24 protein-coding genes, 1 tRNA gene and 1 pseudogene are annotated in these 22,703 nt (G+C 58.9%); 18 read left to right on the top strand and 8 right to left on the bottom strand.

Translation table 11 applies throughout. The annotated features are described in order from the left end of the window. The 13 genes and pseudogenes from H097_RS28290 to H097_RS26715 all read left to right on the top strand — a co-directional run. Window positions 1–71, top strand: a pseudogene (locus tag H097_RS28290) (electron transfer flavoprotein subunit alpha); the annotation flags it as partial. A gap of 81 nt (window positions 72–152) precedes the next feature. Beyond that, on the top strand, window positions 153–968 hold the full coding sequence (locus H097_RS26660) for a transporter substrate-binding domain-containing protein (RefSeq protein WP_032863593.1): 816 nt from the start codon (window positions 153–155) through the stop codon (window positions 966–968). 9 nt (window positions 969–977) lie between these two features. Beyond that, window positions 978–1,334, top strand: a complete 357-nt coding sequence (locus tag H097_RS26665; RefSeq protein WP_029299652.1) for a DUF4398 domain-containing protein — start codon at window positions 978–980, stop codon at window positions 1,332–1,334. Continuing rightward, window positions 1,331–2,134: an OmpA family protein gene (locus H097_RS26670; protein ID WP_032863595.1), complete on the top strand. Its 804-nt coding sequence runs from the start codon at window positions 1,331–1,333 to the stop codon at window positions 2,132–2,134. Before H097_RS26665 ends, H097_RS26670 begins: the two co-directional genes overlap by 4 nt. 445 nt (window positions 2,135–2,579) lie before the next feature. Beyond that, window positions 2,580–4,019, top strand: coding sequence for a PLP-dependent aminotransferase family protein (locus tag H097_RS26675; RefSeq protein ID WP_032863597.1), 1,440 nt, complete (start codon window positions 2,580–2,582; stop codon window positions 4,017–4,019). Between the two features lie 104 nt (window positions 4,020–4,123). Continuing rightward, window positions 4,124–4,612, top strand: coding sequence for a hypothetical protein (locus tag H097_RS26680; protein WP_032863599.1), 489 nt, complete (start codon window positions 4,124–4,126; stop codon window positions 4,610–4,612). 161 nt (window positions 4,613–4,773) lie between these two features. Continuing rightward, window positions 4,774–5,028 carry a YkgJ family cysteine cluster protein gene (locus H097_RS26685; protein WP_032863601.1) on the top strand — a complete coding sequence of 85 codons (255 nt, stop codon included), beginning with the start codon at window positions 4,774–4,776 and terminating at the stop codon, window positions 5,026–5,028. Window positions 5,029–5,069: 41 nt separating this feature from the next. Next, window positions 5,070–5,678 (top strand): START domain-containing protein, encoded by a 609-nt coding sequence (locus H097_RS26690; RefSeq protein WP_032863603.1) that lies wholly within the window; start codon window positions 5,070–5,072, stop codon window positions 5,676–5,678. Window positions 5,679–5,780: 102 nt separating this feature from the next. Further along, complete coding sequence (locus tag H097_RS26695) at window positions 5,781–6,017, top strand: hypothetical protein (protein WP_082445681.1); 237 nt, start codon at window positions 5,781–5,783, stop codon at window positions 6,015–6,017. A gap of 212 nt (window positions 6,018–6,229) precedes the next feature. After that, window positions 6,230–6,571: a ribonuclease E inhibitor RraB gene (locus H097_RS26700; protein WP_032863607.1), complete on the top strand. Its 342-nt coding sequence runs from the start codon at window positions 6,230–6,232 to the stop codon at window positions 6,569–6,571. 462 nt (window positions 6,572–7,033) lie between these two features. Continuing rightward, window positions 7,034–8,443 carry a circularly permuted type 2 ATP-grasp protein gene (locus H097_RS26705; protein WP_032863609.1) on the top strand — a complete coding sequence of 470 codons (1,410 nt, stop codon included), beginning with the start codon at window positions 7,034–7,036 and terminating at the stop codon, window positions 8,441–8,443. Window positions 8,444–8,447: 4 nt separating this feature from the next. Continuing rightward, the gene (locus tag H097_RS26710) at window positions 8,448–9,398 is read left to right on the top strand and encodes an alpha-E domain-containing protein (RefSeq protein WP_032863611.1); all 951 of its coding nucleotides are present in this window, start codon (window positions 8,448–8,450) and stop codon (window positions 9,396–9,398) included. Continuing rightward, entirely contained in the window at window positions 9,395–10,198 is an 804-nt protein-coding gene (locus H097_RS26715; RefSeq protein ID WP_032863613.1) for a transglutaminase family protein, read from the top strand. Before H097_RS26710 ends, H097_RS26715 begins: the two co-directional genes overlap by 4 nt. Before the next feature lie 58 nt (window positions 10,199–10,256). On the opposite strand, the gene H097_RS26720 is transcribed toward H097_RS26715, so the two are convergent. Next, entirely contained in the window at window positions 10,257–11,069 is an 813-nt protein-coding gene (locus H097_RS26720; protein ID WP_032863648.1) for a cytochrome c, read from the bottom strand. Between the two features lie 685 nt (window positions 11,070–11,754). Here H097_RS26720 and H097_RS26725 point away from each other — a divergent pair. The 3 genes from H097_RS26725 (at window position 11,755) to H097_RS26735 (ending at window position 15,941) form a co-directional block, all read left to right on the top strand. Further along, complete coding sequence (locus H097_RS26725) at window positions 11,755–12,960, top strand: acetyl-CoA C-acetyltransferase (RefSeq protein WP_032863615.1); 1,206 nt, start codon at window positions 11,755–11,757, stop codon at window positions 12,958–12,960. Window positions 12,961–12,976: 16 nt separating this feature from the next. Beyond that, the gene (locus tag H097_RS26730; RefSeq protein WP_032863617.1) at window positions 12,977–15,121 is read left to right on the top strand and encodes a 3-hydroxyacyl-CoA dehydrogenase NAD-binding domain-containing protein; all 2,145 of its coding nucleotides are present in this window, start codon (window positions 12,977–12,979) and stop codon (window positions 15,119–15,121) included. Between the two features lie 97 nt (window positions 15,122–15,218). After that, entirely contained in the window at window positions 15,219–15,941 is a 723-nt protein-coding gene (locus tag H097_RS26735; protein WP_032863618.1) for an amidotransferase, read from the top strand. 13 nt (window positions 15,942–15,954) lie between these two features. Here the strand turns inward: H097_RS26735 and H097_RS26740 are convergent, their stop codons facing one another. The 3 genes from H097_RS26740 to H097_RS26750 form a co-directional block, all read right to left on the bottom strand. Continuing rightward, entirely contained in the window at window positions 15,955–16,926 is a 972-nt protein-coding gene (locus tag H097_RS26740) for a magnesium and cobalt transport protein CorA (protein WP_032863620.1), read from the bottom strand. Between the two features lie 114 nt (window positions 16,927–17,040). After that, entirely contained in the window at window positions 17,041–17,763 is a 723-nt protein-coding gene (locus H097_RS26745; protein WP_032863622.1) for a 1-acylglycerol-3-phosphate O-acyltransferase, read from the bottom strand. A 217-nt stretch (window positions 17,764–17,980) separates the two neighbouring features. Further along, window positions 17,981–18,670, bottom strand: a complete 690-nt coding sequence (locus tag H097_RS26750; RefSeq protein ID WP_032863624.1) for a crotonase/enoyl-CoA hydratase family protein — start codon at window positions 18,668–18,670, stop codon at window positions 17,981–17,983. Window positions 18,671–19,003: 333 nt separating this feature from the next. On the opposite strand from H097_RS26750, the gene H097_RS26755 reads away from it, so the two are divergent. Beyond that, a tRNA-Ser gene (locus H097_RS26755) sits at window positions 19,004–19,093 on the top strand. 245 nt (window positions 19,094–19,338) lie between these two features. Here H097_RS26755 and H097_RS26760 read toward each other — a convergent pair. After that, a complete protein-coding gene (locus tag H097_RS26760) occupies window positions 19,339–19,947 on the bottom strand; it encodes a TetR/AcrR family transcriptional regulator (protein ID WP_032863625.1) in 609 nt (202 codons plus the stop codon). 179 nt (window positions 19,948–20,126) lie between these two features. Here H097_RS26760 and sdhC point away from each other — a divergent pair, with 179 nt between their 5' ends. Continuing rightward, window positions 20,127–20,504 (top strand): succinate dehydrogenase, cytochrome b556 subunit, encoded by a 378-nt coding sequence (sdhC, locus tag H097_RS26765; protein WP_032863627.1) that lies wholly within the window; start codon window positions 20,127–20,129, stop codon window positions 20,502–20,504. A gap of 145 nt (window positions 20,505–20,649) precedes the next feature. Here sdhC and H097_RS26770 read toward each other — a convergent pair whose 3' ends face one another. The 3 genes from H097_RS26770 to H097_RS26780 all read right to left on the bottom strand — a co-directional run bounded on the left by H097_RS26770 (window position 20,650) and on the right by H097_RS26780 (window position 22,691). Continuing rightward, the gene (locus H097_RS26770) at window positions 20,650–21,813 is read right to left on the bottom strand and encodes a tyrosine-type recombinase/integrase (protein WP_032863629.1); all 1,164 of its coding nucleotides are present in this window, start codon (window positions 21,811–21,813) and stop codon (window positions 20,650–20,652) included. A gap of 269 nt (window positions 21,814–22,082) precedes the next feature. Continuing rightward, on the bottom strand, window positions 22,083–22,331 hold the full coding sequence (locus tag H097_RS26775) for a hypothetical protein (protein ID WP_032863631.1): 249 nt from the start codon (window positions 22,329–22,331) through the stop codon (window positions 22,083–22,085). 66 nt (window positions 22,332–22,397) lie between these two features. Further along, window positions 22,398–22,691: a hypothetical protein gene (locus H097_RS26780; RefSeq protein WP_032863633.1), complete on the bottom strand. Its 294-nt coding sequence runs from the start codon at window positions 22,689–22,691 to the stop codon at window positions 22,398–22,400. Window positions 22,692–22,703 lie beyond the last annotated feature (12 nt).

The raw sequence follows: 22,703 nt of genomic DNA on the forward strand, positions 1-22,703 counted from the left end.
TCCAGGTGGCTGATTACGGCCTGGTGGCGGACTTGTTCGAGGCGGTACCTGAGTTTGAGAAGCTGGTCTAAACCAGCCGCTTCACTTATAAAGAGCCCGGTCTTATGACCGGGCTTTTTTTTGCACGCCACTCTTGATCGGGAAACCACGCCATGGAACTGCGTCGCTGGACTGTACTGCTGGGCCTGTCACTGCTGCCGACCTTGTCTGTTGCTGCCGGCAAATGCGAGCGCCTGGTGGTGACCGGCAGCCCGGATGCGCCGCCCTATCTGTGGCGTGATCCGCAGGACCCGACCCGCCTGATCGGTGCCAATGCCGACGTGTTGCAACAAGTGGCCAAGGAACTGGGGCTGAAAATCGACCTGCTGTACGGTGGCAAGCGTTCCCTGGCCCTGGAGGAAGTCCGCAGCGGGCGTATGGACCTGTTGGCCGACGCACCGTTGAATATCAACGAGCTGGAGGCTCTGGACTACATCCACCCGGCACTGATGCAGGCCGATTACCGGGTGTGGACCCGTGTCGACTCGCCTCTGGTCTATACCAGCGCAGCCGACCTGCATGGCCACAAGGGCTCGGTCTCGGAGCGGGCGCGCCTGTCCCCTGAGTTTGAAGCCTTTGCCAGCGAACACCTGACCCTGGAACGTGTGCCAACCGTGACTCCGGCCTTGCAGAAACTGCTGCTTGGTGAAGTGGACTACGTGCTGGCCGGACGTTACTCCGGCATGGCCATGGCCCAGACCCTGGGTATGAGCAAAGACTTGCTGGCCCGTGAACTGCCGATCGATCAGCCGGGCCTGTTCCTGGCGATTTCCCACAACTCGGCTTGCAATGATCCGTGGTTGCGCGGACAGCTCGCCAAAAAGATGACAGAATTGGCCGCGTCCGGTCTGACGGAAGCCGCGTTGCAGCGCAATATCGAACGCTGGAAGACGCAGTTGCAGCAACCTGTCGGTACCCCAACAAAGTAGGGATTTTTAGTGACTATTCGACCTCTTTTCGCCGCCCTCGCCGTTGTAACGCTGGCGGGCTGTGCCGCAGATCCTGCGCCGAATGAGCAAATGCGCCTGACCCAGCAAGCCTTGGAACAAGCCGCCGCCGTGGGGGCCGTTGCTGATGACGTGCCTGAGTTGAAACTCGCCGAGACAAAACTGGCCCAGGCCAAGGCCGACATGGCTGATGAGTCCTACAAGGATGCCCGCATGCAGGCTGAACAGGCCGAACTGGATGCCCGCCTGGCCGAGGCGCGGGTGCTGACGCAAAAGAGTCAGGAACAGTTGAATGTCCTCAACACCCGTATCACCCGCCTGCGCAAACAGCTGGGAGATGCCCAATGAGCCGCCTGACATATGGGCTGCTATTGAGCAGTTTGGTGCTTGCAGGCTGTGCCAGCCATCCCAATAGCGACACTGCGTTGCAGCAGGCGGGTAGCGACTTCCAGAAGGTCAAGGAAGATTCCAATGTGCTGCGCATCGCGCCCAAGGACGTGATCCGCGCCGGCGAGTCCCTGGCCCGCGCCGACCGTCTCTCCAGCTACTGGGGCAGCGGTGGCGACGTGGTGCATTACGCCTACCTGAGCCAGCGCTACAGCGCCATCGCCCGGGAACATACGGAACTGGTACTCAACGAAGAACGTGCGGCCAAACTCGAACTGGAGCGTCAGCGCCTGCAACTGGCGCTGCGCGAGGCCAAGCTGTTGAGCGTGCAGCAACAGGGCAAGTGGCTGGAAGAGCAGATTGCCAGCCTGACCACCACCCAGACCGATCGCGGCCTGGTGATGACCCTGGGCGACGTGCTGTTCGACACCGGCCAGGCAGAGCTGAAAAATTCCGCCAACCGTACAGTGCTCAAGATCGTGCAGTTCCTGCAACTGAACCCCAAGCGGGTAGTGCGGATCGAGGGCTACACCGACAGTACCGGCGGCGAGCAGGAAAACCTCAAACTGTCCCGCGACCGTGCACAGGTCGTGGCGGACGTACTGGTCGACCTGGGCATTGATGACAAACGCATTCAAGTCGAAGGCTACGGCGACCAGTACCCGGTGGAAGTGAATGCGTCCGAGCGTGGTCGTGCGCAGAACCGGCGGGTGGAAATCGTCTTCTCCGATGACAAGGGCCAGCTCGGCGCCGCGCGCTGAACCGCAGTGCGCACGCGGTCGTTGTAGGAGCGAGCTTGCTCGCGAAAAACTGACAGGCGCCGCATTCATTCAGTAAGCACGCGTTATCGTTGACGTTTTTCGTCGGAACGCCGCCCGGAGACAAGCTCGCTCCTACAGAAGGCGATGACCGCTTAACTGACTGGCATTATGGCTTGCCTGCGATAGCATCGGCGCGGTACATCTGAAAACTCACATCGCCAGCATCGCAGGCAAGCCAGCTCCCACAGGGTATGTGGCGCACCCGCTATGGAACCCGATCTTTGATCGGGTTTTTCATGCCTGCGATTCAGTGCTCAACCCACACAGTTTTTTCTATCACTGCCGCGCGTCCTCGACTATTGTGGCAACTGTCCCCGTACACTTCTAAACTGTGCTGGTATGTTTCACACAAAAATAAAATACCCGTGAAATCGAGTGCTGCGTCATGACCAATCTCTTGCTTTACCAACGTATCGCCCAGCAATTGGCTGAGGATATCCGGCGCGGTGTCTATCAACCGGGTGAGCGCGTGCCTTCGGTACGCAAGATGAGCTCCCAGCTCAATGTCAGTCATGCCACAGTGTTGCAGGCCTACGCCAACCTTGAAGACCAGGGTTTGATCCGCGCGCGGCCGCAGTCCGGGTATTACGTGCACCAGACGCCGGCCCTGACTGCTCCGACGCCGGATATCGCCCGGGTCGAGCGCCCAGGCCTGGTCACCCGCAGCAGCATCATTCAACAGGTATTGGTCGAGTCCCGTCGCGAAGGGGTGTTCCCGCTGGGGGCCGCCGTGCCCAGCGTCGACTATCTGCCAGTGCGGGCGCTGCACCAGCAACTGGCCAAGGTCACGCGCTTCCAGAGCCCGCGGGCGTTCAGCTATATGTTCAGCCCGGGCTTCGAGCCGCTGCGGCGCCAGGTCGCGATTCGCATGCGTGATGCCGGGGTGGTGGTCGACCCGTCCGAAGTGGTGATCACCCACGGCTGTGTCGATGCATTGCAGATGTCCTTGCGGGTGCTGACCCGTCCCGGCGACCTGATCGCCGCCGAATCACCCACCTATTACGGGCTGCTGCAACTGGCCGACCTGCTTGGCCTCAAAGTCATCGAGATCCCCAGCGACCCGGCCACCGGCATGAGTCTTGAGGCCCTGCAGTTGGCGGCCAACCAATGGTCGATCAAGGCCCTGGTCCTGACCACGCGCCTGAGCAATCCCCTGGGCGGCACCATGCCCGAAGATCGGCAGAAACAATTGCTGCGCCTGGCCTCGGATTTCGATATTCAGATCGTTGAAGACGACATCTACGGCGAGTTGATGTTCGAACTGGGCCGCACCAAGGCCCTGAAGGCCTATGACCGCCTGGATCGGGTGATCTACTGCTCCAGTTTTTCCAAGACCCTGTCCCCGGGGGTGCGTATCGGCTGGATGATTGCCGGCAAATACCAGCAGGAGATCCAGCGCCTGCAGATGTTCAGCACCCATTCGGCGTGCAGCGTCACGCAGATGGGTGTGGCGGCGTACCTGGAGAACGGCGGTTACGACCGGCACCTGCGCTACATTCGCCAGGAGTATCGCAAGAACCTCAGCGCCTTTCAGTTGGCGGTGCAGCAGTATTTCCCCGAGGGGACGCAGATGAGCCGGCCGACTGGCGGCTTTATCCTGTGGGTCAGCCTGCCGGGCCGGGTCAATACTCAGGAGTTGCACGTGCGCGCCTTGCAGCAGGGCATCAGCATTGCGCCGGGGCTGATCTTCAGCAATACGGAACAGTTCAACCACTGTATTCGGCTCAATTGCGGCACGCCGTGGAATCGCGAGGCCGAGCGAGCCTTGATGACCCTTGGCATGCTGGCCAATCAGTTGTGCCTGGAGGCCGCAGGCGGGTTTTGAAGCGCCAAAATGGGGCATGAACGGTAGCTGGCTAATCACCGCGCTTGTCATGCCGCGCTCAACAGGCGAGCATATGGCCTTCTGCCGTTAATGCTGTTGGCGATATGACCTCTATTTTTCCTGCCGCGCTGTTGATCTGTCTGGCGAGCCTGTGCAATGCCACTTCTGTGCTGGCAGCGCCTGCCAGTGCGCCAGTCGTGCTGGCCGCCGCCGCACAAAAGCCGGCACAGGCTAAAAAAACGGTCCCGGCGAAAAAAGCTGCACCGGCCAAAAAAGCCACGAAGGTCAAGAAGCGCGCACCGATCGCCAGCAAATCCAAATCGGCCAGCGAAGTGGCGCAGACCAAGCTGGCGCCGGCGCGACTGGATCTCAGCCTGCCCCAGGAAATGGTCCGGCACCTGCAACCCCTCGGCACCATGCCGCAGCCCAAGAACGTACCGTTATTGCCGCCGATGTTTGAAGAAAAGCCGGTTGATAACAGTGCATTCCAGATCAACGGGCGCCTGCTGAGCAACGAAATGCAGTTGCAGATGCGCAATGAAGAGCGGCGCGATGTTGAAGGCGCAGCCCTGGATTTTGAATTCAAAAATTAATCGTTGCTGCCAAAGTGACCTGAACCACTGACCTTCTGTCGCAGACTGGTCGGTCACTTTTGTTTTCTGCGAAAAACCCCTGTTAGACCATTTTAAAACGGCTGTTTTAGGGCGTACTCTAGCCCGGCCATCAACACTTTGTCGTCGAGGACCTGCTGGTCATGAAATGCCGTGAAGGCTGTGGCGCCTGCTGTATCGCGCCTTCCATTAGTTCGCCGTTGCCCGGTATGCCCAATGGCAAGCCCGCGGGCGAACGCTGCCTGCACCTGTCGGTCGAACAATTGTGCCAATTGTTTGGCAAACCGGAACGGCCAGCGGTGTGTGGTGCCTTCGAGGCGGATATCGAAGTCTGTGGCAGCAGCCAGGAAGAAGCGATCAGGCTGATCGGCTGGTGGGAACAGATGACGGCGGCTTAGTGGGCTTTAATGTCTGAACTTCAACAATAAGGAATACAACAATGGGTTCGCTGAAACGAATGGCTGTGTTGTGCGGTTTTACGGTGTTGTTTGCAGCTGCTGCACAGGCAGAAGAATGGCAGGTCGCCAAGGACGAGGAAGGTATCAAGGTCGCCTTGAGTGAAGTGGCAGGCTCCAAATACAAGGCTTATCGCGGCGTTACCGTGATCAAGGCGCCATTGGCCAAGGTCCAGGCATTGCAGGACGATGTCGTCGGTGCTTGCAAGTGGATTCACGAATGCAAGTCGCAGAAACTGCTGAAGAAGGAAGGTGACAAGAGCTGGACCTACACCCAGTTCAAGGCCCCGTTCCCAGTGACCGATCGGGACTCGATCCTGGAAATCACCACCACCCAGGCCGCCGACGGTAGCGTGACCCGCAAGCTGCTGGAAGTGCCGACCTATCTGCCGGAAGAGAAAGGCTATGTGCGTGTGGCCCAGGTCGAAGGCTTCTGGAAACTGGTGCCCAAAGGCGCCGACCAGACCGAAGTGACTTATCAGGTCCACACCGAGCCAGGTGGCAGCGTGCCGTCCTGGTTGGCCAACAAGTTTGTGGTTGAAGCGCCCTTCAACACCTTGAAAGCCTTGAAAGATCTCGCCGAGAAGCCTTAAGCGCAGCCGAGCAGTGCCTCCAGTCTTGAGTGGAACGATCACCGATCCTTCAAGGTCCAGATAGAGGTAAGCCCATCCATGGGCTTTATCGAGGAGGCACTGATGCAAAAGTGGCAAGTTACCTTCGTTGATGATCACGGCGAGCAGTCCGTAGAGCTGTTCACTTGCGCGCAAAAGCCTAGCCTTGAAGACGCTGCGCAAATGATTCGCGCCAAATTGCTGCCCATCCCCGCCGAACTGGACCTCAATGACCTGGACGGGCGCATCGCCGAACCCACGGTCAAAAGCCTGAAGGATCAGAACAGCATTCAAATTCTCGATATTTCTCCCGCTGCCTGAATATTCCCTGTCTGCCTTTAAAGCGCCGCTGGTGGAGGTGATAGCTTCGCGCTACTCTGCAAGGGAGATCAGCGAATGAATCGCTAAGGTCTGGTCTTGTCAGCTACATGCTTGTTTTCCTGCGGCGATGTCATTGCCGTATAGCTGCGCCTTTCAGGCGTGGGCCTTGGGAAGCACGGAAAGTCTATCCATCGGTTTGAGGAGGACGTTTCATGAGCACAGCCTATCAAGAAGACATCAGCACCCACGTGTTACGCCGCATGAAAGAGGGCGGCTTCGACTTCTCACGTTTTCACCCCATCGAGTTCTACGCCATTTTCCCGGATGAGGAACGTGCGCGTCGGGCTGCGGGTCGGTTTCGTGGGGAATCCATCAATGCCCAGATCAGCGCAAGGGATGACGGCGCCTGGTTTCTGGAACTGAGCAAGGTGATGTTCGCCACCTATGATGGCATCGGTGATTTTGAGCAGGACTTTGAGGCGGTAGTCGAGCCCTTGGGCGGGATTATCGAGGGATGGGGCGTCAAGCACGAGGTTCGTGGGTTACCCATGTAGACACATGATCAATAAAGCAGCGTATCGGCTGACCCTTGGGTCGGCCGATTTTGTTTGTGGCGCGGCAAAGTACTTGGAACTTATTGCGAAAAATCCTCCACAAAAAAAAGGCCACCCGAGCAGGGTGGCCAAAAGGGAAGACCGGAAAGAAGGGGAACCGGTCGGTACTTGCACCAACAAGTTACCGGCGGTGATGGGGCGATGCTGTAGGACGAATCCTGTTCAGCGGATGAGTGCGATTATCCGCAGGCTTTGCCAGGCAGTGAAATCAACTCTGACTATGCTGGTGATAGGCAATGCCTGCGTCTCTTTGAGGCTTGTGTGCCGAGGCAGGGGCGTTTGCTGCACCAGGACGGTGCGATTCGGCCTTTTACTATATCTAACTGGTTGATACTTAAGTGTTTATGCCGCTGGCACGGGCCTTGCGACTGTCCGTTGCGTCCGGGTGACAAGGAGTTCGGCATGATCCGCACTTATTACGATGAAATGTACGATGAGGCCGGCCAGGTCCGGCCTCACTATCGCGAGTTTGCCCGCTGGCTGGATCAAACCCCTGCCGAGCTGCTGGCTCAGCGTCGGCGTGAAGCCGATTTGCTGTTTCACCGCGCCGGTATCACCTTCACCCTGTACGGCGACGAGCAGGGCACCGAGCGCCTGATTCCCTTCGACACCATTCCGCGCAGCATTCCCGCCAGTGAATGGCGCGTTGTGGAGCGTGGCTGTATTCAGCGGGTCAAGGCGTTGAACCTGTTCCTTGCCGACCTGTATCACGACCAGCGCATTATCAAGGCCGGGATTATTCCAGCCGAGCAAGTGCTGGCCAACGAGCAATACCAGCTTGCGATGCAGGGCCTGGACCTGCACCGGGATATCTATTCCCACGTCTCGGGTGTGGACCTCGTACGCGATGGCGACGGCACGTACTACGTGCTGGAAGACAACCTGCGCACTCCCAGCGGTGTGAGCTACATGCTCGAAGACCGCAAGATGATGATGCGCCTGTTCCCCGAACTGTTCGCCGCCCAGCGCATCGCACCGATCGATCATTACCCCAACCTGTTGCTCGACACCCTGAAAAGCTCCAGCCCGCTGGACAACCCCAGCGTGGTGGTGCTGACGCCCGGGCGCTTCAACAGCGCGTTTTTCGAGCATGCGTTCCTCGCCCGGGAAATGGGCGTGGAGCTGGTGGAGGGTGCCGATCTGTTCGTGCGTGACGACCGCGTATTCATGCGCACCACCGATGGGCCGAAGGCGGTGGACGTTATCTACCGTCGCCTCGACGATGCCTACCTCGACCCGTTGGCCTTCAACCCGGAGTCGATGCTCGGCGTGCCGGGCCTGTTGGCCGCCTATCGGTCGGGCAACGTGGTGCTGGCCAATGCCATCGGCACCGGGGTGGCGGATGATAAGTCGGTGTATCCCTTCGTCACTGACATGATCCGTTTTTACCTGGATGAAGAGCCAATCCTGAAGAACGTTCCGACGTTCCAGTGCCGCAAGCCTGACGAGCTGTCCCATGTGCTGGCGAATCTGCCGGAGCTGGTGGTCAAGGAGACCCAGGGTTCCGGTGGCTACGGCATGCTGGTCGGTCCGGCAGCCACGGCCGCCGAGATCGAAGCCTTTCGTGCGCGGATCAAGGCCAAGCCCCATGCCTACATTGCCCAACCGACCTTGTGTCTGTCGACGTGCCCGACCTTTGTCGAAAACGGCATTGCGCCCCGGCATATCGACCTACGGCCGTTTGTCCTGTCCGGCAAGGAAACCCGTGTAGTGCCGGGCGGGTTGACCCGTGTGGCGTTGCGCGAAGGCTCGTTGGTGGTCAACTCATCACAGGGCGGCGGCACTAAAGACACCTGGGTGGTCGAGGAGTGAAACCATGTTGAGTAGAACTGCCTCGGATTTGTATTGGATGTCGCGCTACCTGGAGCGCGCGGAAAACCTCGCGCGCATGCTCGATGTCAGCTATTCACTGTCGCTGATGCCCCAGGATGGGCGCGGCGATGGCCTGCACGAACTGGCCATGCCGCTGCTGATCACCGGCACCCTGGATGACTACCATGAGCGCCATGGCGAGCTGCATGCCGAGCGCCTGTTGCACTTCTTCGCCCTGGACGCGGCCAACCCGGCAAGCATCTACAGCTGCCTGGGCGCCGCCCGCGCCAGTGCCCATGCCGTGCGTGGGCGAATTACTGCAGACATGTGGGAAAACATCAACGCCACTTGGCTGGATATTCGTGTCATCGCCCAGGAAGGCTTGAGCCGTTATGGCATGAGCCGCTTCTGCGAGTGGGTCAAGGAACGCTCCCACCTGTTTCGCGGTGCCACTTACGGCACCATCATGCGCAATGACGCCTTTCGTTTTATTCGCCTGGGCACCTTCATCGAAAGGGCCGACAACACCCTGCGCCTGTTGGATGCCCGCTACGAGATGGCCGGTGACCAGGCCGAAGTCGTGATTGATGGCACCGCCCACGCCTATTACCAGTGGAGTGCGCTGCTGCGGGCGCTGTCGTCTTTCGAGGCCTATACCGAGATCTATCGTGATGCGCCCGGCGCGCGCCAGGTGGCCGAACTGTTGCTGCTGCGCGCCGATGTGCCGCGCTCCTTACGGGCATGCAGCGAAGAAATCGACCAGATCCTCGCCAGCCTGCCCGGCATCAACGGCCGCCCGGCGCAGCGCCTGGCCGCCGAGATGGATGCGCGCCTGCGCTTTACCGCCATTGACGAAATCCTTGAAGAAGGCCTGCACGCCTGGCTGACCGACTTCATCCCGCTGGTCCGCCAGTTGGGTAACGCTATTCACCATTCCTACCTGGAGGCGGCATGAGACTTTCCATCAGCCACGAAACCACCTACCGCTATGAAGACCAGGTGCGCGCCAGCATCCAGTACCTGCGCCTGACTCCCCACGACAGCGAACGCCAGCATGTGCTCAGTTGGCAGCTGGATTTACCGCGTCCGGTACGGGCCCAGTTGGACCCGTTCGGCAATATCCTGCATGTGCTGACCATGGATGAACCCCATGAATCGATCATCATCGGTGCCCGTGGCCAGGTGGACATTGACGAGTGGCGGGAGGCTGAACATGACAGCCAGTCACCATTTCCCTTCCAGCGTTGCACGCGCCTGACCGAACCGGACGAGGCCCTGCGCGCCTTTGCACAGCAGCACTGCGGCAAGCGTCGGGATCGCAATGCCCTGATCGACCTGATGCACGCGCTCAACCAGCATATCGAGTACGTGCCGGGTGCCACGCAGGTGGAGACCTGTGCGGCCGAGGCGTTCGCCGGGCGTGCCGGCGTTTGCCAGGATCACGCCCACGCCTTCCTGGCCTGCGCGCGCAGCCTGGGGATCGCGACGCGGTATGTGTCGGGGTATTTGTACAGCGAGGACAGCGAACACCTGGCCAGTCACGCCTGGGCCGAAGCCTGGCTGGATGACGCCTGGTACAGCTTCGATGTGACTAACCAACTGGCCCGCCCGGAGCGGCATTTGAAACTGGCGGTGGGCCTGGATTACCTGGACGCGTGCCCGGTGCGCGGCATGCGCCGTGGCGGTGGGCATGAGCAGATGCATGCCCGGGTGTTCGTGGCGCCGACCCCGGTGATTCTGGTGCAGCAGCAATAACCCATCACACCTGCCGGCGATAAGGCCCGAAAGATCGCCATCGCCGCCAAGCTGGTTCCTACAAGGCCGCGTCGGTTTTGCGAGCGGCCATATGCTTCAAATACCCCACCAGCAGGTCCAGGTCGGCATCAGGCAGCACGCTGGTGGCAAACGCCGGCATCTTTGCCTGTGGCCAGTGCCTCAGGCTTTGGGGATCACGGATATAACGCTTGAGGAAGTCGCCGCCAAAATACTCGGTCGGGCTGTAGGGCACATTCAGGTCCGGCCCTACCTGTGCGTCACCCGCGCCGTTGAGGCGATGGCAGGCCAGGCAGTTCTTCTGGAACAGGGCGAACCCCAGGTTGACCGGATCATCCACCGCCAGCGCAGGGTCCGGCAGCAGCGCCGGGAAGCGTTCGGCGACGGTTTTCAGCTGTCTGATCGTAGAGACCTGGAATGGCCACTGTTCCGGGCTGATCCCGCTTGCCTGGGGCTGGGTCCACACCAGATAGAACGGGCCGGCACTGGGTTTGCCAGCGGCCAGCGGGGGCCACGGATGAGCCGGATCCTCCACCGCCAGCCACGCCTGTGCGCCGCTTTGCGCAAGCAGCGGCGCGACGGCCAGTTCGGCGGCGAAACCATCGAGTGCCACCGCCTGCACATGGTTCTGCGCTACCAGGCCCGGTAGGAGTGCGGCCATTGGGACTGCGCGATACGTCATATTGCGCTTGTAGGAAACATCATCGACGATCTGTACTACCTGCGCCGCCGGATGCTGGAGCAGGTCGGCGGTTTGCCAGGTCGTGCGGTTGTGATCCAGCTCGATGGTCAACTGGGCCGCGCTGACGGGGTAGGCCAGGATCAGCATCAGCAGGACGATAATCTGTTTCAAGGAGAAGCCCATTTCGCAGTGACGATGCGGGCCCACGATACCGGAAAACGGCCACTAGACTGTAGGCAAAAAGACAGCCCCGGCCACGGGGACGCGGTACGCGGTTTCCCGGGCGGAGCTGTCAAAGACTGCAATGTTTCGCTGTGATCGGCCCGTTCAACCAATGATCTTGGTCAGGTTGGGCAGAATCAGAATCAGTGTGGTGGCGAAGAGAATAAGCCCCGCCTGGCGAACTTTCGATTGTTTGAACATGGCTGACTGCCTTTTGTTGTTATTCCTGAGCGTCAAATGCGCCGATACCAGCACCATCATTTCCTACGTTAAGCCGGCTAGATGGCATTTTTCTTACAGCTGCTCCAGCAAGACCCGGCAGCAGCTTCATACACTTCTTACTGATTCAACCTTAGAGCCCCTGTCGGGCGTGGCTTAGATCGCTTTCATATCAAGTTAGATTGAAATCTGTTTAAAAAGGTATGAGGCATGTGGCCATCTCCGCGCCAGCCCCTTGGCTAGACAGCTAAAACGATTAATCAGGGGTTTCCGGTAGCCTCTTACCGTTCGTCTGAGCGTGGTCGTCAAGGTCAATGAGCGTATCGGTCATTGAATCTGCCCTCGTGGCGCTTAAGGTAAGGGCACGGTCGGCTCTCCCCTTGAGAGCTCCATTGCACAGTGGTTCGAGGACGTCATGACCCAAGCTTTGATCTTTGATGCGATACGTACGCCCCGGGGCAAAGGCAAGGCTGATGGCGCGTTGCACAGCGTCAAGCCGGTGAACCTGTTGGCCGGCTTGCTCACCGCCCTGCAGCAGCGCAGCGACCTGGATACGCGCCTGGTCGATGACATCGTGCTCGGCTGCGTCACCCCGGTCGGGGACCAGGGCGCGGATATCGCCAAGACCGCCGCGCTGGTGGCCGACTGGGACGTCAGCGTCGCCGGCGTGCAGGTCAATCGCTTCTGTGCGTCGGGACTGGAAGCGGTCAATCTCGGTGCGATGAAAGTGCGCTCCGGCTTCGAGGATCTTGTGGTGGTCGGCGGTGTCGAGTCCATGTCCCGCGTGCCCATGGGCAGCGACGGAGGTGCCTGGGTGCTGGACCCGCAAACCAATATGCACAGCCACTTCACGCCCCAGGGGATTGGCGCCGACCTGATCGCCACCCTGGAAGGTTTCAGTCGCGACGATGTCGATGCTTTTGCCTTGCACTCCCAGCAGAAAGCGGCACGGGCCAGATCAGATGGTTCCTTCAAGAAATCGCTGATCCCGGTGCAGGACCAGAACGGTATCGTGCTGCTCGATCACGACGAATTCATCCGTGGCGACTCGACGCTTGAAGGCCTGGGCAAACTCAAACCCAGCTTCGAAATGATGGGCCAGATGGGCTTCGATGCCACGGCCTTGCGGGTCTATAGCCATGTTGAACGCATTCACCATGTCCATACGCCGGGTAACAGCTCCGGGATCGTCGATGGCGCGGCCTTGATGTTGATCGGCTCCGAAGCTCGGGGCCGTGAACTGGGCCTGCAACCGCGCGCGCGCATTGTCGCCACGGCTGTGACCAGCACCGACCCGACCATCATGCTCACCGGCCCCGCGCCTGCCACCCGCAAGGCCCTGGCCAAGGCCGGCCTGCGGGTCGAGGACATCGACCTGTTCGAGGTCAACGAAGCCTTTGCCTCGGTGGTACTCAAGTTCATCAAGGACATGGGCATCGATGCCGACCGGGTCAACGTCAATGGTGGTTCGATTGCCATGGGCCACCCGCTGGGGGCCACGGGGTGCGCGATCCTCGGCACCTTGCTCGACGAACTGGAAGTGCGCCAGCAGCGCTACGGCCTGGCCACGCTCTGTGTGGGCGGCGGCATGGGTATCGCCACCATTATCGAACGCCTCTGAGCCTAAGGAATTTGTCATGACCGACGCCATTCGTTACGAAAAAGGCCAGGACCAGATCGTGGTGCTGACCCTCGACATGCCCGGCCAGAGTGCCAACACCATGAACGCGGCCTACCGCGAGGCCATGGCCACCACTGTCGCGCGCCTGGACGCGGAAAAGGATGAGATTGCCGGGGTCATTATCACTTCGGCGAAAAAAACTTTCTTTGCCGGCGGCGACCTCAATGAACTGATCAAAGTCGACAAGCCCCACGCCAAGGCGTTCTACGACATGGTCCTGGGCCTGAAGGCGCAACTGCGCAGCCTGGAAACCCTTGGCAAGCCGGTGGTGGCGGCGATCAACGGCGCGGCGCTCGGCGGTGGCTGGGAGCTGTGCCTGGCGTGCCAGCATCGTGTGGCGCTGGATCATCCCTCGGTGCAGATCGGCTTGCCGGAAGTCACCCTCGGCCTCTTGCCGGGCGGCGGCGGGGTGGTGCGGATGGTGCGCATGCTGGGCCTGGAGAAGGCCTTGCCGTACCTGCTGGAAGGCAAGAAGGTCAGCGCGCAAAAGGCCCTACAGGCCGGTCTGATCGACGAGTTGGCGGCGGATCGCGATGAGTTGCTGGCCAAGTCCCGGGCCTGGATCCTGGCCAATCCTGCGGCTAAACAGCCTTGGGATATCAAGGGCCACCAGATCCCGGGTGGCACACCGTCCAACCCGAAAGTCGCGCAAATGCTCGCCATTGCGCCATCGATCCTGCGCAGCAAAACCAATGGTTGCTTCCCCGCGCCGGAGAAAATCCTCTGTGCTGCCGTGGAAGGCGCCCAGGTGGACTTCGACACCGCACACCTGATCGAGACTCGCTACTTCACCGAGCTCACCACCGGCCAGGTGGCGAAGAACATGATCGGCACCTTCTGGTTCCAGCTCAACGAAATCAACGCCGGTGGCTCACGCCCTACAGGGTTTGCGCCGTATGTCACGCGCAAGGTCGGCATCCTTGGGGCTGGCATGATGGGGGCGGGGATTGCCTACGCCAGCGCATCGGCGGGAGTGGACGTGGTGCTCAAGGACGTCACGCTGGCGGCGGCAGAGAAGGGCAAGGCCCACTCGGCAGCGCTGCTGGACAAGAAGGTCAGCCGTGGGCAACTGACGGTCGAGCAGCGCGACAGTACCCTGGCGCGGATCCGTCCTACAGACAGCGACGCCGACCTGGCCGGTTGCGACCTGATCATCGAAGCCGTCTTCGAAGACCGCGACCTCAAGGCCAAGGTCTCGGCTGCGGCCCAGCGTGTAGTAGGGGCTGAGGCGGTGATTGCTTCCAATACGTCCACCTTGCCTATCAGCGGCCTGGCGAGCGCGGTGCCCGATCAAGGTAAATTCATCGGCTTGCACTTCTTTAGCCCGGTGGAAAAAATGCCTCTGGTGGAAATCATCAAGGGCGCCAACACCAGCGACGAAACCCTGGCTCGCGGTTTTGATTTCGTACTGCAAATCAAGAAAACCCCGATTGTGGTGAATGACAGTCGCGGCTTCTTCACCTCACGGGTGTTCGGCACCTTCACCAACGAAGGCATTACCCTGCTCGGCGAAGGTATGGCCGCGCCGATGATCGAGACCGAGGCGCGCAAGGCCGGGATGCCGATTGGCCCGCTGGCGATCTCGGACGAAGTTTCCCTCAGCCTGATGAGCCATATCCGTCAGCAGACCGCCAAGGATCTACAAGCCGAAGGTAAAACACTGCCGGAACACCCGGCGTTTGCGGTGATCGACCTGCTGCTCAATGAATACAAGCGTCCCGGCAAGGCGGCGGGCGGTGGTTTCTACGAGTACCCCAGCGGTGGGCAGAAGCATTTGTGGCCTGAGCTCAAGGCGCGCTTTGAAAGGCCCGGGCAGCGGATCTCGGCGCAGGATGTGCGCGACCGCCTGCTGTTTATCCAGGCCATCGAGACTGTGCGCTGTGTGGAGGAGGGCGTATTGATGTCCACCGCCGATGCCAACGTGGGTTCGATCTTCGGTATCGGTTTTGCGGCCTGGACCGGCGGGGCGCTGCAATTTATCAACCAGTACGGGCTCAACGACTTCGTGGCGCGGGCGCGTTACCTGGCCGAGCAGTACGGCGAGCGGTTCAACCCGCCAGCCTTGCTGCTGGAAAAGGCCGCCCAGGGCGCTACGTTCTAGCCACCCGACCGGATACGGCTGGGGCTTGCCTTGAAAGGGTATTTCAGGGCAGGCTGGCGGGTGTGCGTTATTCCCATCACCGTGTCAGGTATTTTTTATGTCGCTACGCGTCTGCATTCTGGAAACCGATATCCTGCGTCCGGAACTGGTCGATCAATATCAAGGTTACGGGCAGATGTTCCAGCGCCTGTTTTCACAGCAGCCGATTGCCGCCGAGTTCATCGTCTACAACGTGATGCAAGGTGACTACCCGGCTGACAGCGAAGTCTTCGATGCCTACCTGGTAACGGGCAGCAAAGCGGACTCCTTTGCCACCGACCCGTGGATCGAAACCCTCAGGGCCTACCTGCTGAACCGCTACGAGCGGGGAGACAAGTTGCTCGGTATCTGTTTCGGCCATCAACTGCTGGCGCTGCTGCTGGGCGGCAAGAGCGAGCGGGCGAGCCAGGGCTGGGGCGTGGGCATCCACAACTACCAACTGGCCGCCAAGGCGCCGTGGATGAGCCCGGTGGTGGAAGAACTGACCCTGTTGATCAGCCATCAGGATCAGGTCACGGCCTTGCCGCAAAACGCCACGGTGATTGCCTCCAGCGACTTCTGCCCGTTTGCCGCTTATCACATCAATGACCAGGTGCTGTGCTTCCAGGGGCATCCCGAGTTTATCCACGATTACTCGCGGGCACTGTTGGACATTCGCCAGCAGAACCTGGGCGAGCAGATCTACCAAAGTGGCGTCGCCAGCCTGGCGCACGACCACCACGGCGTGACTGTGGCGGAATGGATGATGCGGTTCGTGGCGCACAAGCCGCAGGTGGCCTGATCAGTTGGGCCGGCTATAGCCACCCCGAGCGCTTGAAGCTGGCCCACAACCCCGTGCACCCCACCGCGATAAACCCCAACACCGCAAAATAGCCGTAGTGCCATTGCAGCTCCGGCATGTTCTGGAAGTTCATCCCGTAGATCCCGGCCACCGCCGTGGGGAACGCGAGGATCGCCGCCCAGGCGGCAAACTTGCGTTGCACCACGCTCTGGCGCGAGGCCTCCAGCAGCACACCGATCTCGATGGTCTGGCTGGCGATGTCGCGCAGGGTGGAAAGGTCTTCCATCTGCCGCGTGACATGGATCTGCACATCGCGAAAATACGGGCGCATGTTCTTGTCGATGAACGGGAAGCTCAGCTTCTGCAATTCCTCGCTGATCTCCACCATCGGCGCCACATGCCGGCGCAGCCTCAGCACATCGCGGCGCAGGCCATGCAGGTTCTGGATATCCCGCTCATTGAGGGCGTCGCACAGCACGCTGCGCTCCAGCGCATCGATCTCGGCATGAATCGCCTCGCTCACCGGCTGGTAGTTTTCGGTGACAAAATCCAGCAGCGCATAGAGTACGAAATCTTCCCCGTGTTCCAGCAGCAGTGGCCGCGCCTCACAACGTTGGCGCACATACCCGTAGGACGCCGAGTGGCCATTGCGGGCGGTGATGATATAGCCGTTACCGGCGAAGATATGGGTCTCGATAAACTCCAGCTTGCCCTCATGGCGCACCGGCGAATAGGTCACGATAAACAGCGCGTCGCCAAAGGTTTCCAGCTTGGGCCGGCTGTGTTTTTCCAGGGCGTCTTCGATGGCCAGTTCATGCAGGTTGAACTGGCGTTGCAGGTTGGCCAACTCCTGGGCGTCGGGCTCTTCCAGGCCGATCCACACAAAGTGACCGGGCTTGGCCGCCCAGGCGGCGCCTTCATCGAGGGTGATATCCCTGACTTTTTTCCCGGCGCTGTAGACGGCTGCTGCAACAACTCTACCCATAATGCTGATCGCTTCTTCACAAGTGGCAGTAACCGGCCAGCTTAGCCTGAAACGCTACATTGTAGGAGCTGGCTTGCCGGCGATGGCGTCCTCAAGATCGCCATCGCCTGTCATTCAGGTTTTTTGCAGTTCTTGATCCATCGCTTCAATACATTCGATCATCTGCCCGCGGCATTTCTCGATCAGCCCGGGCATGTCATCCATCGTCAAACCAGCCGTCGGAATCGGCGCCAAGGATCGGATCAAAATATCACCACTGTCCCAGCGATTGAGCTTCATCTGCTTCACATAAGTACTGACGCACACCGGCACAATCGGCACCCCGGCGGCAATCGCCATCTGGAACGCGCCCTTCTTGAACGGCAGCAAGGCTTCACCCAGGTTGCGGGTGCCTTCCACAAACACCCAGATCGAGGTGTCTTCGTGTTGCAGGGTATGGGTGGTGGTCAGCATCGACCGCCGTGCCTTCTGTGCATTGCCCCGATCAATCAGCACATTGCCCGCCAGCCAGAACAGTTGCCCGAACAGCGGCACCCACTTCAGGCTCTTCTTGCCGATACATACGGTGCGATAGGGCACCACGTTGCCGAACACGAACAAATCATAGTTGGACTGGTGGTTGGCAATGATCACGCAACTGCTCGACTTGTTGCGCAGCGAGTCCACTTGCGCCTTGACCCGCAGCCGTAGGATCCACATGGCCGGCAGTGCATACAGGCGTGCGCACAGGCGGCTGTTGTCCGGGTTGAAGGGCCGGCACACGCCCAGTAACACCCCGAGCACACCGGCGATCAGAAAATGCAGGCCCATCAATAACATGCGTAATAAATAAAGCATCGACACGGACCATCGGGACAAAAGGTGGCGCAGTGTACGGACGTGCACTGTATTCGGCAATTACCCCAGTAGAGGTAGGAGATGGCCGATGTTTAAGTGCATGTTTCAACAGATGGCGACAGATGCTATCTAGAGCGGCTGCAAGGCCATTCAAAATGCCGTGTAAGAAAAAGCCCGACGCGAGGTCGGGCTTTTTTATTGAGCGGGGCGTGGGTGGTTAACCCAAGTGCTCCTGATCCTGGATGATCGCGTTATCCAGCAGCTCCAGCAGTGCTTTGCGCACCTTCAGCTTGGTGTGCTTATGGGCGTTCATATTGATCTTCTTCAACTGCCGCGCCGCTTCCAGGGCCGCCGCCTGCAACGCTTCAGGTGCCACCACCTTGTCGAGGAAACCGGCACTCAAGGCATCTTGTGGGGTGAACATCTCGGCGTTGATCACCGAACGATGAAACGCCGACTTGCGCAGGCGATCACGCGCCAACTCGATCCCGGCATGGTGCATGGTCATGCCGATCATCACTTCATTCAGGCCAATACTGAACGGCCCCTCGACACCAATCCGGTAATCGGCCGACAACAGCAGGAACGCCCCCTTGGCCACCGCATGCCCAGGGCACGCCACAATCACCGGGAACGGGTGCGACAACAGACGGCGCGCCAGGGTCGAGCCCGACGTCACCAGGCTGACTGCCTCTTTAGGGCCGGCCGTCATCACTTTCAAATCATAACCACCGGACAGAATTCCCGGCGTACCGGTGATAATCACCACCGCCCGATCCTTCTCGGCCTGGTCCAGCGCTTCATTAAACGCACTGACCACGGCAGGGGAAATGGCATTGACCTTACCGTTGCTCAAGGTCAGGGTCGCGATACCGTCTTCGAGGTGGTAGGCAATCAACTCACTCATGACGCGATTCCTTGTAATACGTTTAATAGAAGGGCAGGCCGCAGACGTTACCCAGCATGGCCGCCCCGGTAAAGCGCCGTGACTGACTGGGCGGTCAGACTTTTCCCCTACACCCGGCCTGAAGCAGGCTACAGCAGGGCATGGCGGCTGCCATCGACCCGTGCCATCGCGCCTTGAGAATGGCAGAATCGCCGCCCTCCACGCCGTGCCAGAGCGACGCACGTCGAGATAATTGGCTAAGCGCATGAAAATTCTGAAAAAAACCTTTGCCATCAGAAAAGCTTTCGACTACATTAGCGCGCCTCGACAGACTGAATCAGTTTGACGAGATACGGTGAAGTGTCCGAGTGGCTTAAGGAGCACGCCTGGAAAGTGTGTATACAGGAAACTGTATCGAGAGTTCGAATCTCTCCTTCACCGCCACATTATGAAAACGCAAACCCCTGATTTTCCTAGAGAAAGTCGGGGGTTTGTGGTTTTTGGCGTCCGAAAAAGGCCCATATGGGACAGATCTGGGACAGATGCTCTGTTTTGGTGCGCTTAAGTGAAGACTGACGAGGGGCACCAGCGGCAGTCTCCTGTGTCCACTCTGGACTCGATGGGGAACTCGAAACTTCGAATATTGGCGTTATAAGGTGTCTACACAGGGCCGAGATTTCCCCCCGCTCCTAGACGACGCCGTAGGCTGCTAGGAAAGTCTCTGTAGCTCTGGTCGCGGTTTCTTTACAAAACGCTTGATCAAAACCCTGCATAGTGGAAAACAAAAACAGGTCAAGCCACTCCGACTCCAGGAGAGCCCGTAGATGGAGAGCTGCCACTCGCGGATTTGCTGCCCGAAGTTTTCCTTCATCCATATACTGTTTAAGCAGGGCAGACATGGCTTCCAAGAATTGTGCAGGACCGGCGTCGTAGCAGGCTCTGCCCAAATCCGCTTTTCGGCCGGCAGCAGACAGCAACAGCCGACGCACAGCCATTACTTCCTCTGAATAAAGCAGAGATATCACCTGCTCCCCCATTGCTTGGAGTGCTTCACCAATTGGTAGTGATGAACTCTCCATCGCTGCAAAAGTGTCGTGCATCTGAGCACTCGCCGCGCTCATCAGCACCTCGTAAAACAACACTTCCTTCGATTCAAAATAAGAGTAGAGAGTGGCTTTAGAGCAGCCAAGACTCTGCGCAATCTGGGCCATCGAGGCCCCGTCAAAACTCTGATCGTGAAAGATCTGCCCAGCGGCCATGAGGATCGCATTTCGCCGCGCCTCGGATTTGGTTCGCATTAACCGTCTCGTTGAAAAATTTTCCTATATTAGATCATCGGTCGTCGTGCACGTATCAAAAGCTAAACTGGTCCAAGTGGTTTAGTTTAGAATCTGTACCTGGCATGCCTTTAACCGTAGCCAAACCACCGTGCGGTCAGCCGATGAGCCTGACGTGATATTAGAAATTTGGAGTGAAGATGAACAAGAAGCGGCCAGTCAATCTCGACCTGAGGTCTATGAAGTACCCCGTAACGGCGCTGACCTCGATCCTGCATCGACTTTCCGGAATACTGTTATTCCTGTGTCTTTTCGCGGTGCTGTACGTGCTGGGTAAATCATTGAGCTCAGAGGAAGGTTTCAACGAGATACAAGGCATTTTGTTGTCGCCGATTGGCAAACTGATCGTGTGGGTGCTTTATTCGGCACTGATCTACCACCTGGTGGCAGGTATCCGGCATTTAATTATGGACGCAGGCATCGGAGAGACGCTGAAAGGCGGAAAGCGTGGTTCAGTTATCGTAATTATTGTTTCAGCGATTCTTATCGCAGTTGGCGGTGTATGGCTCTGGATGTAACAGAAAATAAGTGATGCGAGCGATCTGTTTCCAATAAAGCTTTACATGAAAACGGCCCCCATACCGAAGGCAAGTATGGGGGCTTTTTTTGTGAGCTGATGAACCACTTCCCTTAGGTCTGGTGTACCAACGCATCCATAGCTGGTTAAAGTTTAAGTGCCAGCTGCAGCATTCCCACCACGTCCGGCCCGTCCTCATTGATCCACGTCCCATAGTGCTGGCGGATCATGTTGCCGTTGGTGTGTCCCATCTGCTCGGCGATCCAATCAATTGAGGCAATGCCCGTGGTCAGTAACTGGCTAGCGTACGTGTGCCGGCATTGACCTGGTCCACGGTAGCGAACCCCAGCCGCGAGCAGATGAGCCTTAAAAAATCGGTCACGCACGACAAAGTCGTTGGCGTGTGGCAGGCCGCTTTTAGTGTTCAAAAAAACAAAGTGCAGTTTGTGCTTCCGAACCGTCTTGTTGTCCCGCTCGACGATATCAACGGTTTCCACCTTCCTATTTCGGTTCAATGCGTCGAGCTTCTGCAGAGCATCCCATGCGGGGGCAAGTAGGCGAACCTTGCGCGTCGACCGCCGGGTCTTAGTCACCCGATACGCACCGCGCACCTTTGACCGGCGGAACGTCACCGTGCCTTGCTCTAGGTCGATATCCTCCCAAGCAAGGGCGATGGTCTCTGATACCCGGGGGCCGGCCCAAATCATGAACTGGACCATTAACAGCTCTTGTGTACGGTTGGTGTAGGTTTCCAGGATCTGTTTGATTTCGGCCCTGGTAAACGGGTCGGGTGCCTCGGGATCTGGTAGCCGCACCATTAAACCCTCGGTTGGGTCGTGCGCCACTTTCATCCTAGTGCGATACAGCCTGAACACCTGGCGAACATTGCTGATGATGTCGCGGATGGTCTTGTTTTTGAGCGTTTTAGACAGTGTTCCCTGGATCCACTCCTGCAGGTCCAGGTGATCGATGTTGTGGATCTGTACCTTTCCCCACCGTGGACGTACATGAACTTCTGCTTTGTTGGCATAACCTCGATAGCTCGATGCAGCCACGCTGTTGGCCTTGATCTTTAACCATAGGTCCAGGTAATGCCCGAAGGTGTTTTCGACCAGCTTGGCCGAGTTGGGGAAGTGCCGGGCGTAATCGAACGTGCCAGCCTGGATTTCGTATTCGATGATTTCGACCAAGCGCTTTCCCTGGGCCACGATGGCAGGGGTGTTGCCCCCCGGGATTGCTTCTCGGCATTTTTCCCCGTTGTATTGAAAATAGATTCTCACGGATTTCCCGCGAGCTTCGACCCCACTCATGTAAACCCCTAACGCTGTGCTCGTGTATCGACAGTCTGACGATCGGAAACAAAAAGGCCCGTTTCCGGGCCAAGTATCTGGTAGCGCATCTTCTGGTGGACGCGGCTTACCGTTTCGGCTTGTGGTTACGTAAATGAGCATTCTGCAACTGGCGTCGCCGGCTGCATTTCAGATGGTTGCCCTGGGCGCGCCACTTACCGCATTGGTCGCAAACGCTGGTGTAGTCAATGTTCCAGGGAAAGCGTCGTGATGACGTGGCAGGGGTGCAGTTAGACATGGCGCGATTCTCCCCGGGTTGCGGGGTTGGCCAGCAGTTGAGCAATCACGGCTGCGTCCGTTTCGCTCAGTTCGCCCAGGGTGCTGGCCATCTGGCTCAGGCTTTCGAGGCGCGTTCGTGATTCAGGGGTTTTGTGTACCAGGTATCCAATGACGGCCGCGCCGATAATCGCGGTGGCCACCAGGTGCCGCGCCGGTGTGGTAGCCTTCGTGCCGCTGCTGCTTTGGTTCTGTGCTTGCATGGTATAGCCCTCGGTGGTGGTTAGGTGTCGAGGAGCTGCAACTCCTCGACACTGTTTCTTATAAGGTCAGTCCTTACGGGCCAGGTGAATCACCAGGTCGTCAAAATCTGGCTCATGTTCAACACATGACTGCCATTCCAATACCCTCAAAATCTGTTGCCTGCTGCAGTCGTCCACCAGGATTTCACGCTGGCCACCTGCTGCCCGTACTTCTAGGATTTTCAGCAAACCATCCTCCCCATAAGCACCTGCCTGGATGACTGGCGCGCTTTGCCCTGTGAAGTCCAAACGGTCTTGCACTGACTGCAGCTTGCTTGTTTTGCCGTCGCCGGCACTGCCCATAAATACTTGGATTTGCATCGGTCTTGCTCT

Source organism: Pseudomonas sp. FH4 (assembly GCF_000510915.2).
Lineage (GTDB): Bacteria > Pseudomonadota > Gammaproteobacteria > Pseudomonadales > Pseudomonadaceae > Aquipseudomonas > Aquipseudomonas brenneri.

What these genes read in the sequence shown, in the direction of transcription:
- H097_RS26760 (WP_032863625.1), bottom strand. Translation starts at nt 19,947, where the DNA reads ATGCGAACCAAATCCGAGGCGCGGCGAAATGCGATCCTCATGGCCGCT.
- H097_RS26780 (WP_032863633.1), bottom strand. Translation starts at nt 22,691, where the DNA reads ATGCAAATCCAAGTATTTATGGGCAGTGCCGGCGACGGCAAAACAAGC.
- H097_RS26705 (WP_032863609.1), top strand. Translation starts at nt 7,034, where the DNA reads ATGATCCGCACTTATTACGATGAAATGTACGATGAGGCCGGCCAGGTC.
- H097_RS26725 (WP_032863615.1), top strand. Translation starts at nt 11,755, where the DNA reads ATGACCCAAGCTTTGATCTTTGATGCGATACGTACGCCCCGGGGCAAA.
- H097_RS26680 (WP_032863599.1), top strand. Translation starts at nt 4,124, where the DNA reads ATGACCTCTATTTTTCCTGCCGCGCTGTTGATCTGTCTGGCGAGCCTG.
- H097_RS26745 (WP_032863622.1), bottom strand. Translation starts at nt 17,763, where the DNA reads ATGCTTTATTTATTACGCATGTTATTGATGGGCCTGCATTTTCTGATC.
- H097_RS26700 (WP_032863607.1), top strand. Translation starts at nt 6,230, where the DNA reads ATGAGCACAGCCTATCAAGAAGACATCAGCACCCACGTGTTACGCCGC.
- sdhC (WP_032863627.1), top strand. Translation starts at nt 20,127, where the DNA reads ATGAACAAGAAGCGGCCAGTCAATCTCGACCTGAGGTCTATGAAGTAC.
- H097_RS26670 (WP_032863595.1), top strand. Translation starts at nt 1,331, where the DNA reads ATGAGCCGCCTGACATATGGGCTGCTATTGAGCAGTTTGGTGCTTGCA.
- H097_RS26750 (WP_032863624.1), bottom strand. Translation starts at nt 18,670, where the DNA reads ATGAGTGAGTTGATTGCCTACCACCTCGAAGACGGTATCGCGACCCTG.
- H097_RS26675 (WP_032863597.1), top strand. Translation starts at nt 2,580, where the DNA reads ATGACCAATCTCTTGCTTTACCAACGTATCGCCCAGCAATTGGCTGAG.
- H097_RS26710 (WP_032863611.1), top strand. Translation starts at nt 8,448, where the DNA reads ATGTTGAGTAGAACTGCCTCGGATTTGTATTGGATGTCGCGCTACCTG.
- H097_RS26770 (WP_032863629.1), bottom strand. Translation starts at nt 21,813, where the DNA reads ATGAGTGGGGTCGAAGCTCGCGGGAAATCCGTGAGAATCTATTTTCAA.
- H097_RS26740 (WP_032863620.1), bottom strand. Translation starts at nt 16,926, where the DNA reads ATGGGTAGAGTTGTTGCAGCAGCCGTCTACAGCGCCGGGAAAAAAGTC.
- H097_RS26775 (WP_032863631.1), bottom strand. Translation starts at nt 22,331, where the DNA reads ATGCAAGCACAGAACCAAAGCAGCAGCGGCACGAAGGCTACCACACCG.
- H097_RS26695 (WP_082445681.1), top strand. Translation starts at nt 5,781, where the DNA reads ATGCAAAAGTGGCAAGTTACCTTCGTTGATGATCACGGCGAGCAGTCC.
- H097_RS26685 (WP_032863601.1), top strand. Translation starts at nt 4,774, where the DNA reads ATGAAATGCCGTGAAGGCTGTGGCGCCTGCTGTATCGCGCCTTCCATT.
- H097_RS26730 (WP_032863617.1), top strand. Translation starts at nt 12,977, where the DNA reads ATGACCGACGCCATTCGTTACGAAAAAGGCCAGGACCAGATCGTGGTG.
- H097_RS26690 (WP_032863603.1), top strand. Translation starts at nt 5,070, where the DNA reads ATGGGTTCGCTGAAACGAATGGCTGTGTTGTGCGGTTTTACGGTGTTG.
- H097_RS26735 (WP_032863618.1), top strand. Translation starts at nt 15,219, where the DNA reads ATGTCGCTACGCGTCTGCATTCTGGAAACCGATATCCTGCGTCCGGAA.
- H097_RS26715 (WP_032863613.1), top strand. Translation starts at nt 9,395, where the DNA reads ATGAGACTTTCCATCAGCCACGAAACCACCTACCGCTATGAAGACCAG.
- H097_RS26660 (WP_032863593.1), top strand. Translation starts at nt 153, where the DNA reads ATGGAACTGCGTCGCTGGACTGTACTGCTGGGCCTGTCACTGCTGCCG.